Here is a 13,444-nt window from a genome sequence, read left to right on the forward strand (position 1 = left end):
ATTATCCAAAATCGGCCCCGTACGCAGGACCAAGGTGCACAGAAGCGACGAAAATGGACAGATGGATGCCGTTGACGCGCTCAATGAGATTGCTTTCTGGCTGGAACGCGGCCGCGCCGCCACCTTCAAGGTGCAGGCGTTCAGGAAAGCTGCTGAAATTATCGGACGCCTGGAACCTGGCGAAGTTGAGGCGCGGGCCCGGGACGGCAGGCTCAAAAGCATGAAGGGCATCGGGGACAGGACCTACCAGGTGATCCGCCAGGCGGTGGAAGGCGCGGTGCCCGAATACCTTGAGGACCTGCGCCAGCGCAATGCCGAACCACTCGCCGGCGGCGCCGGCGGAGAGCTCCATGCCGCACTCCGCGGCGACCTTCACAGCCACAGCGATTGGTCCGACGGCGGCTCCCCCATCCCGCTGATGGCCGACGCTGCACGGCTGCTGGGCCGCGAGTACCTGGCGTTGACAGACCATTCGCCCAACCTGAAAATCGCCAACGGGCTGAGCGCGGAGCGACTGGCTGAACAGCTTGACGTTGTGGCGGCCTTCAACGCGGAGAGTCCACGCGGGGGCGGCAAGACGAACGGCAACGGCTTCCGGCTCCTGAGCGGGATTGAAGTGGACATCCTGGAGTCCGGGGAGCTCGACCAGGAGCCGGAACTGCTGGCCCGGCTGGACATCGTGGTGGCAAGCGTCCATTCCAAGCTGCGCTCGGACCGGACCACCATGACCGAGCGCATGCTCAAGGGCATCCGGGATCCCCACACCAATGTACTGGGCCACTGCACAGGCCGCCTGGTGGAGGGATCGCGTGGCACCCGTCCGCCGTCGGAATTCGATGCCAAGGAGGTGTTTGCCGCCTGCGCCGAACACAATGTGGCGGTGGAAATCAACTCACGCCCGGAGCGGCAGGACCCGCCCGACGACCTGATCCAACTGGCCCTCGACGCCGGCTGCGTGTTCTCGATCGACAGCGACGCCCACGCGCCGGGTCAGCTGGACTTCCTCCACTACGGGGCGGAACGGGCAGCCCTGAACCACGTTCCCACCGAGCGCATCATCACCACCTGGCCCCTGGAGAAGCTTTTGGAGTGGTCGGCCGGAAGCTGACCGGGCCGCGCCGTCGGTTCCAGCTGCACTTCTGCTGTCTTTGGCAGAAACTCGACTAGACGTGGCCGATTTCCGCCAGCCATCATCAGGGGGGTGGCGCTAGATTGGCAGCATGGCAACCACCAACAGCCGCCCTGCAGGATCTGCTGTCCACATCCCTGGACGCACGCAGGATCCCAAGCCCATCAATGCACTCGGCATTGCTGCCGTTGTGGTCACTGTGGTGCTCTGGGCGTCCGCGTTTGTGGGGATCCGGGCCATCGGCCCCACGTTCTCCCCCGGCTCCCTGACGCTCGGCAGGCTGGCGGTTGCCGCCGTCGTACTGGGTGCTGTGGTGCTGCCGCAACTGCAGAAAAGCAGGACGTTGCCGCAAGGGCGGGAATGGTGGCCCATCCTGGCGTACGGCGTGATGTGGTTCGGCGGCTATAACGTGGCACTAAACGCCGCGGAGCACCTGCTGGACGCCGGAACCAGCGCCATGCTGATCAATGTCTCCCCCATCCTCATCGCCGTTATGGCCGGCCTCTTCCTCAAAGAGGGCTTCCCTCGCTGGCTTATCATCGGCAGCCTTGTGGCCTTCGGCGGGGTGGCGCTGATCGCCGTCGGATCCGCTTCGGGTTCCGGGGAAAGTCCGACGGCGGATGCTGCGGGCGTGCTGCTCTGCCTCCTCGCCGCCGTGCTCGCCGCCGTCAGCGTCATCATCCAGAAGCCGGTGCTGCGGAAATTCCCGGCAGGCCAGGCCACATGGTTCGGGATCATGGTAGGCGCCGTCTGCTGCCTGCCGTTCACGGGGCAACTCGTGTCCGAACTGCAGTCCGCCCCGTTGCCGGCCACGCTGGGTCTCTTGTACTTGGGAGTCTTCCCCACGGCCGTCGCCTTCACAACGTGGGCCTACGCGTTGTCCCTGATCGATGCCGGCAAGCTGGCCGCCACCACCTATCTGGTGCCCGGCACCACCATCCTGATCTCCTGGCTCATCCTGAGCGAGATTCCCACGGTCTTGGGGCTCATAGGAGGCGCAGTCTGCCTGGTGGGCGTGGGCCTGACCCGTCGGAGATCCCGCGTGGCCCGGGGGTCATAGGCGTGTGCTTCCCGATAGAGTCGGGATATGCCCGCCAACCTGCCGCCCGGACTTCCCATCATCCCGGATGGCCCACAGGGGCCGCCGCCGTTTGAGATGTCCGATGACGAGTTCGAAACGGCCGTCAGCGACGCCCTGAACACGATTCCCGCCAAGATTGCCAGCGCCATGGACAACGTGGCGGTATTCATCGAAGACGACTATGTGCCCAGGCCCGGAGACGACCCGGACACCGTCCTGCTGGGACTCTACGAGGGCGTACCGCTGACCGAACGGGATTCCTGGTGGGACGCAGGATCGCTTCCGGACCGCATCACCATCTTCCGCCAGCCCATCCTCGAGATCTGCGATTCCCGCGAGGACGTCATCCAGGAGGTGGCCGTGACCGTCATCCACGAGGTCGCCCACCACTTCGGCATTGACGACGAACGGCTGCACGAGCTCGGCTGGGACTAGCTGCCCGGTGATTGGCCTGCCCGGGGACTAGCCTTGTAGGCATGGGACACGACCACAGCCACACGCATGGAATCACGGCAACAGGCCGGCACCGCAAGCGGCTCATCGCCGTCCTGGCCATCACCCTGGCCGTGGTCCTTGTCCAGGTTGTGGGTGCAGCTCTCTCAGGTTCGCTGGCCCTGCTTGCCGACGCGGGCCACATGCTCTCCGACGCCGCGGGCGTGACCATAGCGCTCCTGGCGGCGTGGATCGCGGGCCGGCCGGCGAGCGACCAGCGGACCTATGGGTACCAACGCGCAGAGGTCCTCGCTACGCTGGCCAATGCGCTGATCCTCATCGTGATCTCGGTGGTCATCTTCACGGAAGCCATCCGGCGCATCGGTTCCGCCCCAGAGGTTCACACGGACATCATGCTGTTTGCTGCCATCCTGGGTGCGGTGGCCAACCTGGTGTCCCTGCTGATCCTCCGGGGCGCACACCAGGACAGTCTGAACGTCCGCGGCGCCTACCTTGAGGTGCTGGGAGACCTGCTGGGCTCGCTCGCGGTCATCGTGGCGGCCGTGGTCATCATCACCACGGGATACCAGGCTGCGGATACCATCGCCTCCGTGCTGATTGCCCTGATGATCCTGCCGCGGGCGTGGAGCCTGCTGCGCGATGTGGTGGATGTCCTGCTTGAGGCAAGCCCCAAGGGGGTGGAGGTGCAGATGATCCGCGAGCACATCCTCTCCGTTGACGGCGTGGTGGACGTGCACGACATCCACATCTGGACCATTACCTCCGGGGTGCCGGTCTTTTCCGCGCATGTGGTGGTGGAGGACGGGGTGCTTAACGCTCGGGGGGCGGACCAGGTCCTGGACAAGCTCGGCGCCTGCCTTGGTTCACACTTCGACACCGAGCACTGCACGTTCCAGCTGGAGCCTGCCAGTCACTCGGAGCACGAGTCGCACCAGCACGCCTAGTCGCGGGCAGTCAGGTCTGTCACTGCCATTTGCCGACACGCCGGGGCCAATGAGCCACAACCACTCTTCTGTTGTTTATGTTATTGATGTGACCAGTGTTGCCAAAGCGCAGGGGGTCACGTAGCCTCGGACTGCTGGGTGATCAGCAGAGGGGCATCTTCGTGTCGCAAACCTCGCTCCCCAGCCTTAGTAAGCTGCGAGGTTCTGCGAATGGGTTTGACCGGATCAGGCCGGAAGGCCGCCGTACTGTGCACCGCCGTCGTACTCTTCGGAACACTTGCACTGCCCGCCCACGCGGCCCCAATACCCCAGGCGCCCAGCATCCAGCGCCCGGCCTCGCCGGAAATTCCGTCTCCCGAGGACATCGCCTCCGCGAAAACCAGTGAGAGCGCGACGGCGGACCAGGTCACCGCCATCGAACGCATCCTGGCGGATGCTTCCACCGCCCAGCAGGCCACATTTGCGCTGGCGCTCCAGGCGAACAACTCCTACGGCGACGCCCTGGTTGAGCTGCAGGAGCGGCAGGCGACCGCTGAAACTGCCACGGCGAAAGCGAAGGCGGCCGAGCAGGAGCAGGACAAGACCCGCAAGCAGATCGGCCAGCTGGCCGGCGATCTGTACCGCAACGGCGGAATGAACCCGGCACTGAGCACATTCGTCAGTGGCGGCGAAGTCCTCCAGCAGGCTGCCACCCTGGAAGCCATTTCAGCCAGCCGCAGCCGCGCTTTCGAATCGGCCGGGACAGCCGCTGCCGCCGCCCAGTCGCTGACAGCTGCGGCCCAGGACGCCAACCGGGCCGCAGATGATGCGGCAAGGAACGCCGAAGCCCGCCAGGAGGAGGCCGAACAGGCCAATGCGGCCCAGGTCAAGGCCGTGGCCGATGCCAAGGCGCAAAGGACCGTCCTGGTGGACCAGTTGGCTCAGCTGAGGAACACCACGGTCGCCCTGGAATCAGCGCGTGTTGAGGCCCTGGACCGGCAGCGCGAGGAGGCCAGGCTGACTGCCCTGATGGCAGCTGCAGACCAGGTCCCCGCGGCACAACCGGCTGCGGCTGGACGGGCTGCAGTTGGACAGACGGCCGATCCCGCCGCGGGAAATCCGGCAGCCCTCACCCCGGCTCCGGCACCGGCACCCGCTGCACCGGCACCCGCTGCTCCGGCACCGGCGGCTCCCGCACCGGCGGCTCCGGCCGCTCCGGCTCCGGCCGCCCCGGCGCCTGGCCCCGTTGCTCCGGCACCAGTCGCGCCGGCGCCTGCCCCCGCCCCGGTTGCACCGGTGCCTTCGCCGGGCCCTTCGCCGCGCCCTTCGCCGCGAGGATCCAACGAGACCGCCATCTCCGTGGCCATGGCCAAGGTGGGGGCGCCGTACTTCTACCAGTGGGGCGGCACCGGCCAGTACGGTTTTGACTGCTCCGGACTCGTGCAGACCGCGTTCGCCGCCGCGGGCAAACGCCTGGCGCGTACGGCTGCGCAGCAGTATGCCTCCGCCCCCGTACACGTGCCCCTCTCACAGGCACAACGGGGCGACCTGCTTGTGTGGGGCTCGGCCCCGAACTTCTACCATGTGGCGATCTACCTGGGGAACGGCCAGGTGGTCCAGTCGCTAAACCCGGATGAAGGAATCGCGGTAACCCAGCTGAGCCGGATGGCCGGAATGCAGCTGTACCCCTACGCTGCCCGCTACTAGCAGCAGGCCGCACTCAGGACAGGACGTCCTTGGTCACGAACCTTCCGTATGCGAGCGCGCCGAACACTGCTACGTAGCCTGCCTGCAGCAGAGCGTTGTCGGCAAAGGAATCCCACAGCATTGGCTGGCGCAGGATGTCCCCAAAGCCCAACCAGTAGTGGCTGAACAGCCAGGGGTGCAGCCACTCCAGCTGCGGCAACTGGTCCAGGACCTGCGAAACCACGGACACCACCACCGTGGCCGCCATTGCTCCCACCGGCACCACAGTCAACGTGGACAGGAAAAGGCCAATCGCTGAGAGCCCCGCAAGCGATACCGAGAGGTAACCTGCGATCAGGGCCAGCCGGACCGCTGCTTCAGGCGGCTGGACCACATCCCCGGACAGCAGCGTCACCGGTCCGATGGGAAACAGCAACGCTCCGATAGCTGTCCCGGCGAGCGCCACCGTGACTGGCGCCGCCACACAGAAAGCAAGGGCACCGGCGTATTTGACCAGCAGCAGCCGCACCCGCCCGGCCGGAGCGACCAGCAGATACCGCAGGGTACCCAGGCTCGCCTCGCCCGCAATCGTGTCACCGGCAACCACTCCGATGGTGAGAGGCAGGAACAACGGAACGGAAACCAGCATTGCCGTGAACGCTACGAAAAGTCCGTTCTGCGTGATCCGGTCCAGGAAGGCAGGTCCCCTTCCTGGCTGGACAGTCGACGAAAGACGGACGGCGACGGCGATCAGCACCGGTATCGCGGCCAGTGCCAGCAGCATGGCCCACGTCCGTCGACGCTGGAACAGGACCTTCAGTTCGGACGCCAGAAGGGATCGGCTCGATGCTACGACAGTCTGCGCCACCGCACCGTTGCGGCGGCGGCCGGGGACACTGACAGGCACGCTGCTGTGTGGCACGCTACTGGGCAACGTCGAACCCCTCCCCCGTCAAGGCTACAAAGCGGTCCTCGAGGCTCTCCCGCTCAACCGAAAAGCCGCGAACCCGGACCCCTGCCTCCACCAGCCGGGCCACAATTTCCTCCGGCGCGGCGGCCTCCTTGGGACCGGCTGCGACGGCGGTCACCACGTCACCTGCCGGAGCCGGGGTGCCGGCCACCGGAGTCATGCCCAACTGCACCAGGACGTCGAAGGCCGTCCCGGCGTCGGGGGTTAACAGGCGGATCCGCGCTTGGCCGGCCTGGCGCAGTTCCGACAGGGTGCCTTGCGCAACCAGGCGGCCAACACTCATGATGGCCGCGTGTGTGCAGATCTGCTCCACTTCGGCCAGCAAATGGCTGGAGACGAACACCGTGGCGCCGTCGGCGGCCAGCGAACGGACCAGACTCCGCACCTCCCGGGTGCCCTGCGGATCAAGCCCGTTGGTGGGCTCATCCAGCACCAGCAGCTCGCGCGGCGAGAGCAGGGCATTGGCGATCCCCAGCCGCTGCTTCATGCCCAACGAATATGCGTGGACCCGTTTACCGGCAGCATGCGCCAGGCCAACCCGCTCCAGGGCACTCTTAACCCGCGCCTTGCGGGTAGCAGGCGCCGCATGCCGGCTGGCGGCATCCAGCCTGTGCAGGTTGGCTGCGCCCGAGAGGAACGGATAAAACGCCGGACCCTCCACGAGTGCCCCCACCCGGGGCAGGACCTCATCCAGCCGCTGCGGCATCTCCAGCCCCAGGACGTTGACTGTGCCGGCGGAGGCCGCGGCGAGGCCCAGCAACATACGGATTGTGGTGGTCTTTCCGGAGCCATTGGGGCCCAGGAACCCGAAGACTGAACCCTGCGGCACGGCCAGGTCTATGCCGTCCACGGCCAGCTGATGGCCAAACCGTTTGCTCAGGCCGTTCGTCTCAATGGTCAGCCTGGACGTCCCGTTTCCGGATACGCCGGTTCCAGCAGCAGCCATTCGAACCGCAGCCGAAGCAGCCTCCCGGCCAGGCGCGCTCACGGGGCCACTGCGCTGGCGGCGGCCTGCAGCCGCTCCGCCGGAACCATCCCCAGGTAGATGCGTCCGTCGTCGGTAAACAGGACGTTGACCAGCGCGGTGGACAGCAGACGCCCACCGGGAACGACGACGGCGGCCTGGCCCAGGAGCGGATCCCTCAACATGGAATCACTCAACCGGGTTCCCTGCCCGGCCGCTGCCGGGATACCGATGACCGTTTCCCAGCCTGTGCCTGTCACCGATGGCTTCTTGGTGGTTGGCTGGGGCACGGCTGGCCGGTCCTGGTACGAGTCGCCTGGGAACTGGTCGGGGGTGATCATCCCTGGGGATCCTGGTATGACAGGCTGATGCGGGACCGGGGGCACCTGCAGTTCTTTGACGGTGGCGCCCGGCGGGGGAAAGAAGCTGAACAGCGAGTCGTCCGGCGCCTCAAGGGACAGACTGGTGAAACCCACCTGGAAGGCTGGTTCTGCCTGGCCCCTGGCTGTCACGCCCACCCGGAGCGGCAGGCCCGTCTGGCCGTCCACCGCGATAGCTACGCGTCCCACGAGTGTCCCCTGTGTCCGAGGTTCCAGCACCAGGTTGTAGGCCGTCCGCCCGGCCACTTCAACGTCCGGCCCCACCATCACGTGAGTGGAGCTGTCCATCGCGGCCAGCAGCCGGCTGGCAAGAGCTTCCGGAGTGGGGTGCGCCGGCGTTACCGGCTGGGAAAGTGGCAGGTCGCGGGCGATCGCCGGCAGCGTGAGGTGGGCGGCGGTGTTGTCCTTGGACGAATAGAACCAGAGGTCGCTGTCCCGCCGGATGACGTCACGTTCAGCCAGGCGGTCCACCAGCTGGATGCGCACCTTAGCCGCCCCGTCCATGAACACGCGGGCAGTGTGCTGGCCGGTCAGGAGTTCGGCGATAGAGGCGGCCCCTCCCGCGGATGCCGGTCCGGATGTGGGTCCTGTGGCCGGGAGTTCAGGCAGGCCAAGTTCTGAGGTCTGTTCCAGGGTTCCGGAGAACGACTGTGTCCTGTGCTCGGTCCAAAAAGAGAGGACCTGCGCAGGAGTCTTTTCAGGAAGGGGATCACCGGCCCACACCGGTATGGACCCCGCCAGCACACCGGCGGCAATCACAGCAGGTACAGCTGCTGCGGGTATCCACCGCAGCCAGGCACGGCTCATGCCAGCCCCACTCCGTCGTTGGCGACCATAGATTCAGATTACGCCTGCCGGCGGCCGTCCACACCCCTCTATGGGAGGGCACAGTGGTTACCCGGGCACTACGGTTCCGGCACCGCCGTCGACCGTGATTCTCTGGCCCGTGGAAAGCCGCAAGGTAGCGTCGGGGACGCCCACCACCGCAGGGATGCCATACTCCCGGGCCACTACCGCCCCGTGGGAATTCGGGCCTCCCATTTCCATCACCAAGCCACCGGCTGTGAGGAAAAGCGGAGTCCAGCCGGGATCCGTGGAAGGCGCCACCAGGATCTCGCCCGGTTCCAGACGGGCATCCACCGGATCCAGGATGACGCGGGCGGGCGCCGTCACGGTACCGGCGGACGCCGGGCTGCCGGCAAGCGCTCCCGGTGCTGCCGCCGTCGCCGTCGCCGTTCCGCTGGTGGATTGCAGCGCCTCCGGTTCGGTGCCGTCGGAAAGCAGCAGTCGGGGCACATGGCGCCGTTCAAGCTCCAGGGCGTAGGCTTCCCGCCGCTGCTTCACGAGGTTCCGCAGGTCATTGCGGCCAGCCGCGGTGCTGCCTCTTGCGGTGCCGCCGGATCCTTGGCCAAGCCCTTGCCTGGCTTCCCCGAAATCCAGGAAGAAGACGTCGTCCTCGTGATCAATGGTGCCCGCGCCGGCCAGCGCCGCCCCCACCTGGCGCACCTGTTTCCGCACCTCGGCGAGCCCCACCACAAGCTGGTATTTGGGCAGTTCCCGCAGCCCGGCAAAGAGCCGGCACCGCCGCAATGCCGCCCGCACCAAGGCACCGCGGAGGCGGCCGCGGCTCCGCGCCTCCGCCACGAGGCGCGCCACCTGGGCTTCCGCTTCCACTGCGGCGTTGCCGAACTGCACGTCCGGAGCCAGCGTGGGGTCCTCCAGCCGGAGGTAGTTGGCCAGGACGCCGAGGATGTGGGTGGGATCATCGGACCAGCGGGGCATGCCCACATCGATCTCTGCCACCGCCCGGTGCCCGTACCTGTCCATGAACCGTGTCAGCCCGGCCTGAAGCACTGCGGGAAGCTGCCCGGCGCTGAACTGCGCCGCCAGGGCGGCGGGCTCCTGGTCTTTCACCGCCCTGGAAGATTCACCGTCGTCCTTGATCACTGTGGCCAGCCGCCACAGTTCCAGGTCCATCTCGGTGGTCACGTTGTTGGGCAGCCCGCGGAGCACCTGCTGAAGGTCGCCCCAGCGGCTGTGGCTGCCGCCCAGCAGTTTTCCCGCCAGCGCCAGGGTGGCGAATCCCAATGCCGGGATGGGCAGGATGGCAGGCACAATCGAAAAGAGGCGGCCGCCCAGGATACGCTCAGCGTGATCGAGGCGTTCCGCCGGGGCCGCGCCTGAGGGCAGTTCGAGGGCGTTGCCGAACTCCCGGGTGAAGCGGTTCAGCCGGCGCAGCGCCGCCTCCGGCCTGAACAGGGCACGGATCAGTGTTTCCGGAGCACGGGCATGGACCGCCGCGGGAACCACGTGCCGCAGCAGGCCAAACGGCGTCCTGCGGGTCACGGAGAATCTGGGGTCCTCGAAGACCCGGCGCAGCACCGCGGCCGAGCGGGCTTCCATCACGTCAAAAACGCGGGGGACGATCCGCCGACCGATGGTGCTGCGGGCCACGGTGGTCAGATCGAAGTAGATGCGTTGGCCTGCCTCGGCATAGGGTGGCGGCCCGTGGCGTGGCTCCGGGACGTCGAAACCGGCTGCCTTGGCCACGGAGGAGGCAATGAGCCGGAAGGCTGCCAGGCCCATCGGTGTCATGGGGCGGGTGAGGCCCTGGGCGAGGCTGAAGCACAGATACACCCGCGGACCGGATCCTGTGGAAGCCCGCTCCGGCACGGGGTACAGGGTAGTGATGGGGCGTGACTGCGTCAGCCACAGCCGGCCGTCGCGGTCGATGGCCCATTCCGTGTCCTGTGGCGAACCGAAATGCCGCTCGACAAGCCGGCCAAGGGCAGCCAGTTCAGCGGCCTGGCCATCTGTCAGGCAGGCGGTGGCTCCGGCGTCGGGCATTGCCACACTTTCGGTTCCGCCTCCGGGCAGCGGCCGGACCGTCACCCGTTTGTCCCCGAGCCGCCGCTCCCGGATCCGTCCTGTGACAAGGTCCACCTCAAAGTGATCCGGATTGACGGCACCGGAAACCACTGCCTCACCCAGCCCCGGACTGGCGTCGATGACAGCCTCTTGCCTGCGGCCGGTGACTGGATTGGCGGTGAACATGACGCCGGCCACGGCGGCGTCCACCATCCGTTGGACCACGACGGCGAGCGCCACGGTTCCGGGGTCGATCCCCCGGCTTGCCCGGTAACTTACCGCCCGGTCAGTCCAGAGGGACGCCCAGCAGTTCCTCATGGCCTCCAGGACAGCGGCCGTGCCCACCACGTTGAGATAGGTGTCCTGCTGCCCGGCGAAGCTGGCGAAGGGAAGATCCTCGGCGGTTGCCGAGGATCTCACGGCCACCGGGACATCCTGCCCCAGCCCAACGCAGGCTTCCGTCACCGCTGCTGCGATTTCCGGCGGGATGTCCGCCGCGCGGATGATGTCCCGTGCCCTGCCGGCCAGCGCTGCCAGCTCGGGCAGCTGATCGACGGCGGTGGCCTTCAGCGCAAGGTGCACCGTGCCGAGGCTTTCAGCCACTGAGCGGGAGTCTGATTGGGTTGCCAGGCGATAGGCGTCCGTGGTCACGCAAAAGCCGCCAGGCACGGGCAATCCGGCGGTCACCAGCTCGCCAAGGTTGGCGGCCTTGCCGCCAACCAGCGGAACCATGGCGGAATCAATCTGCTCCAGAGCCAGAACCAGAACCGACTCCGGGGCTTGGCCTCCAGACTCCAGTGGTGCTTCTCCCGGTGCGCCGGGGAACTCGTCAGGTCCTGCCTCTGCGGAATCCGCCACCTGCACGCCTCCTGACGATGAGGGGACGGTCAGGCCGCGCCGAGGATAGGGCCGAAGCTGGCCCTGTCCGCCAGCCGCGGGTCCTCCTTGTCCGGAACCACCAGGACCGGCCCCTTCGCGTGGTGGAGTACACCATCCGAGGTGGAGCCCAAGAGCATGCCGGTGAATCCGCCGCGGCCGCGGGTTCCCACCACCACCAGTTCAACATGCCTGCTGGCTTCCACCAGCACCTCCACGGGGGAGCCATCCTTCAGCTCTGACTCCATCGGAAGATTTGGATAGTGGCTCTTGAGCCAGGCCATTCCGGCATCCAGCTGTAGCTGGATGTCCGCGAACAGTGCCTTTCGGTCCATGGGCGCGGGAACCCATGCCAACGAACCGCTGTACTGCGGCACCGCGCAGATCACGCGCAGGGTTGCACCAAGGCGCTCGGCCTGGGCTGCGGCTTCCAGGACTGCGATCCGCGCCTGTTCGGAGCCGTCCACGCCCACCACCACCACGTTCTCGACGCGCTGGTGCCCGGACTTGGCCTGCTCGGCCTTGATCCGCTTGTCCTCGGTGGTTTCCCCCAGCCTGTCCGAACAGATCAGCGGGACAGTCACTGTGGGGCATTTTGCGTGGGCAGGCAGTGCGCTGCTCACGGAGCCCAGCAGGCGGCCGACAAAGCCGCCCCTGCCACGCGTGCCGAAGACCAGCAGCTCGGCTGTCTCTGACATCTCCAGCAGCACCCCGGAGGCGTCGCCGTTCTCAACGGAGGCATCGACGTCGATGTTGTAGCCGGACACCTTGTCCATCGCCTGCTTGATGATCGCTTCAGCGCCCTCGCGGATCACTGAGTCATCCACGGTGGCATAGCCGCCGTCCAAGCCAGATGCGGCAAAGATCGGAACGGAGTATGCCGTGACGATATGCAGGGGGCGGCGGCGGCGCTCGGCCTCACGGGCCGCCCAGACAAGAGCGCACTGGCCGTGGTCCGAACCGTCCACGCCAACAACGATGCCCTGGGGACCGGCGGAACTGCCCCCGCCATCCCCGTCCGGGTCCGGATGCATCTCATGTGCGCCCATTGGGCCGCCTCCTCGCCATACTGCCTGATGTTGCGGCTATTCTGCCAGAAGTGGACCCTTTCCCCGTGCACCCGCCTGGCAACCACACACCCGAGCAGGAAAGCCCGCCTCCACTTCTCACTATTCTCGGTCCGCCGAGACTTAGCAAGCAGTTATCCACAGCCCGCGCGGCGCTAGGAATGAGAGCGCAAACATCGCCGGGGAAGAATATTCAAGTTTGGGCTATCCCTGCCACAAAATGTTCTGTAGTCTTCGAGGCATCGCTGGTCGGGCATGTCTGCGTCAAGACACGTCCCGGCCAGGTACTGCGGCCGGTCTTTGGGGGTAACGGAACGCTTGCAGGGCAAGGATGCCTGCACTAGCCGAAAGCTTCAAAGGAGGAAAACTGTAGTGTCAAGCATGCCTCTGAATGGCGGGACCGAACAGACCACCACGGTGATCATTGGCACGGGCCTGTCCGGCCTGGCCGTGGCAGCAGAGCTGCGCAGACACGGCGTGGATTCCATTGTGGTGGACGGACTCGACATCCTGGGCGCCGGACAACCGGCCAACACGGCTTCACTGCAACGCTGCGATGCAGCAGACTCCGACTCCCTCCGGGAGCGCAACGAAATCCTCCGCCATCTGCGCAACTACGCAGCAAGCCACGGCATGGACGTCCGCAACACCACACGGGCCGTCCAGCTGACCATGGCGGGCGGCGCCTCCGACGCCCGCGCGGCGGAAGGCCCCTGCGCCCGCCAATGGGAAGTCCATACCCCCAACGGCGTCCTGCTGGCCGACCATATCGTGCTGACCCGCTGCGCGCACAGCCAGCTGAGGCGCATGCTCAGCGACTTCGGCATCACGGTAGGACACAACCTAGTGGCCGCGATGCGGGCCATCGGCATCTACCTGGTGGGGGTAGGCGAGCTCATCACGCCGTCCCCCAAGGAAGTGCTGCGCCAGGCGAAAACAGTGGGCCAGGCGATCTCCTCCAAGGTCAATCCGGAGAGTGCACCCACCATCCTTACCGGAAGCTTCGCCGTAGTCCCTGGCTAGATCACCAGAGGCTGGATCAGCAAG

Annotated in this window: 11 protein-coding genes; 6 read left to right on the plus strand and 5 right to left on the minus strand. The window is 66.6% G+C overall.

From position 1 onward, the window contains the following. Positions 1-61: 61 nt before the first annotated feature. The 5 genes from QFZ30_RS18125 (at position 62) to QFZ30_RS18145 (ending at position 5,293) form a co-directional block, all read left to right on the plus strand. Positions 62-1,108, plus strand: coding sequence for a PHP domain-containing protein (locus tag QFZ30_RS18125; protein WP_307078584.1), 1,047 nt, complete (start codon positions 62-64; stop codon positions 1,106-1,108). Between the two features lie 112 nt (positions 1,109-1,220). Then, complete coding sequence (locus QFZ30_RS18130; RefSeq protein WP_307078586.1) at positions 1,221-2,189, plus strand: DMT family transporter; 969 nt, start codon at positions 1,221-1,223, stop codon at positions 2,187-2,189. Positions 2,190-2,216: 27 nt separating this feature from the next. Further along, entirely contained in the window at positions 2,217-2,645 is a 429-nt protein-coding gene (locus QFZ30_RS18135; RefSeq protein WP_307078588.1) for a metallopeptidase family protein, read from the plus strand. Positions 2,646-2,686: 41 nt separating this feature from the next. Continuing rightward, positions 2,687-3,607 (plus strand): cation diffusion facilitator family transporter, encoded by a 921-nt coding sequence (locus tag QFZ30_RS18140; RefSeq protein WP_307078589.1) that lies wholly within the window; start codon positions 2,687-2,689, stop codon positions 3,605-3,607. A gap of 210 nt (positions 3,608-3,817) precedes the next feature. Further along, a complete protein-coding gene (locus QFZ30_RS18145) occupies positions 3,818-5,293 on the plus strand; it encodes a C40 family peptidase (protein ID WP_307078591.1) in 1,476 nt (491 codons plus the stop codon). A gap of 13 nt (positions 5,294-5,306) precedes the next feature. Here the strand turns inward: QFZ30_RS18145 and QFZ30_RS18150 are convergent, their stop codons facing one another. The 5 genes from QFZ30_RS18150 to QFZ30_RS18170 all read right to left on the minus strand — a co-directional run bounded on the left by QFZ30_RS18150 (position 5,307) and on the right by QFZ30_RS18170 (position 12,379). Beyond that, positions 5,307-6,140 (minus strand): ABC transporter permease, encoded by an 834-nt coding sequence (locus tag QFZ30_RS18150; RefSeq protein ID WP_307080350.1) that lies wholly within the window; start codon positions 6,138-6,140, stop codon positions 5,307-5,309. 55 nt (positions 6,141-6,195) lie between these two features. Further along, complete coding sequence (locus QFZ30_RS18155; protein ID WP_307078593.1) at positions 6,196-7,188, minus strand: ABC transporter ATP-binding protein; 993 nt, start codon at positions 7,186-7,188, stop codon at positions 6,196-6,198. 38 nt (positions 7,189-7,226) lie between these two features. Then, a complete protein-coding gene (locus QFZ30_RS18160; protein WP_307078596.1) occupies positions 7,227-8,393 on the minus strand; it encodes a LolA family protein in 1,167 nt (388 codons plus the stop codon). A gap of 87 nt (positions 8,394-8,480) precedes the next feature. Beyond that, entirely contained in the window at positions 8,481-11,186 is a 2,706-nt protein-coding gene (locus QFZ30_RS18165) for a PEP/pyruvate-binding domain-containing protein (RefSeq protein WP_307080352.1), read from the minus strand. A 155-nt stretch (positions 11,187-11,341) separates the two neighbouring features. After that, positions 11,342-12,379, minus strand: a complete 1,038-nt coding sequence (locus QFZ30_RS18170; protein ID WP_307078598.1) for a universal stress protein — start codon at positions 12,377-12,379, stop codon at positions 11,342-11,344. A 399-nt stretch (positions 12,380-12,778) separates the two neighbouring features. Between QFZ30_RS18170 and QFZ30_RS18175 the strand changes: the two genes are divergently transcribed. Next, positions 12,779-13,420 (plus strand): FAD-dependent monooxygenase, encoded by a 642-nt coding sequence (locus tag QFZ30_RS18175; RefSeq protein ID WP_307080354.1) that lies wholly within the window; start codon positions 12,779-12,781, stop codon positions 13,418-13,420. The last annotated feature ends 24 nt before the right edge of the window (positions 13,421-13,444 follow it).

This window comes from Arthrobacter pascens, assembly GCF_030815585.1.
In the GTDB taxonomy this organism is placed as follows: Bacteria; Actinomycetota; Actinomycetes; order Actinomycetales; family Micrococcaceae; genus Arthrobacter; species Arthrobacter pascens_A.

Coding starts and splice junctions, on each gene's coding strand:
- QFZ30_RS18140 (WP_307078589.1), top strand. CDS start 2,687: ATGGGACACGACCACAGCCACACGCATGGAATCACGGCAACAGGCCGG.
- QFZ30_RS18155 (WP_307078593.1), bottom strand. CDS start 7,188: ATGGCTGCTGCTGGAACCGGCGTATCCGGAAACGGGACGTCCAGGCTG.
- QFZ30_RS18165 (WP_307080352.1), bottom strand. CDS start 11,186: ATGGTTCCGCTGGTTGGCGGCAAGGCCGCCAACCTTGGCGAGCTGGTG.
- QFZ30_RS18175 (WP_307080354.1), top strand. CDS start 12,779: ATGCCTCTGAATGGCGGGACCGAACAGACCACCACGGTGATCATTGGC.
- QFZ30_RS18135 (WP_307078588.1), top strand. CDS start 2,217: ATGCCCGCCAACCTGCCGCCCGGACTTCCCATCATCCCGGATGGCCCA.
- QFZ30_RS18160 (WP_307078596.1), bottom strand. CDS start 8,393: ATGAGCCGTGCCTGGCTGCGGTGGATACCCGCAGCAGCTGTACCTGCT.
- QFZ30_RS18130 (WP_307078586.1), top strand. CDS start 1,221: ATGGCAACCACCAACAGCCGCCCTGCAGGATCTGCTGTCCACATCCCT.
- QFZ30_RS18125 (WP_307078584.1), top strand. CDS start 62: ATGGATGCCGTTGACGCGCTCAATGAGATTGCTTTCTGGCTGGAACGC.
- QFZ30_RS18145 (WP_307078591.1), top strand. CDS start 3,818: ATGGGTTTGACCGGATCAGGCCGGAAGGCCGCCGTACTGTGCACCGCC.
- QFZ30_RS18170 (WP_307078598.1), bottom strand. CDS start 12,379: ATGGGCGCACATGAGATGCATCCGGACCCGGACGGGGATGGCGGGGGC.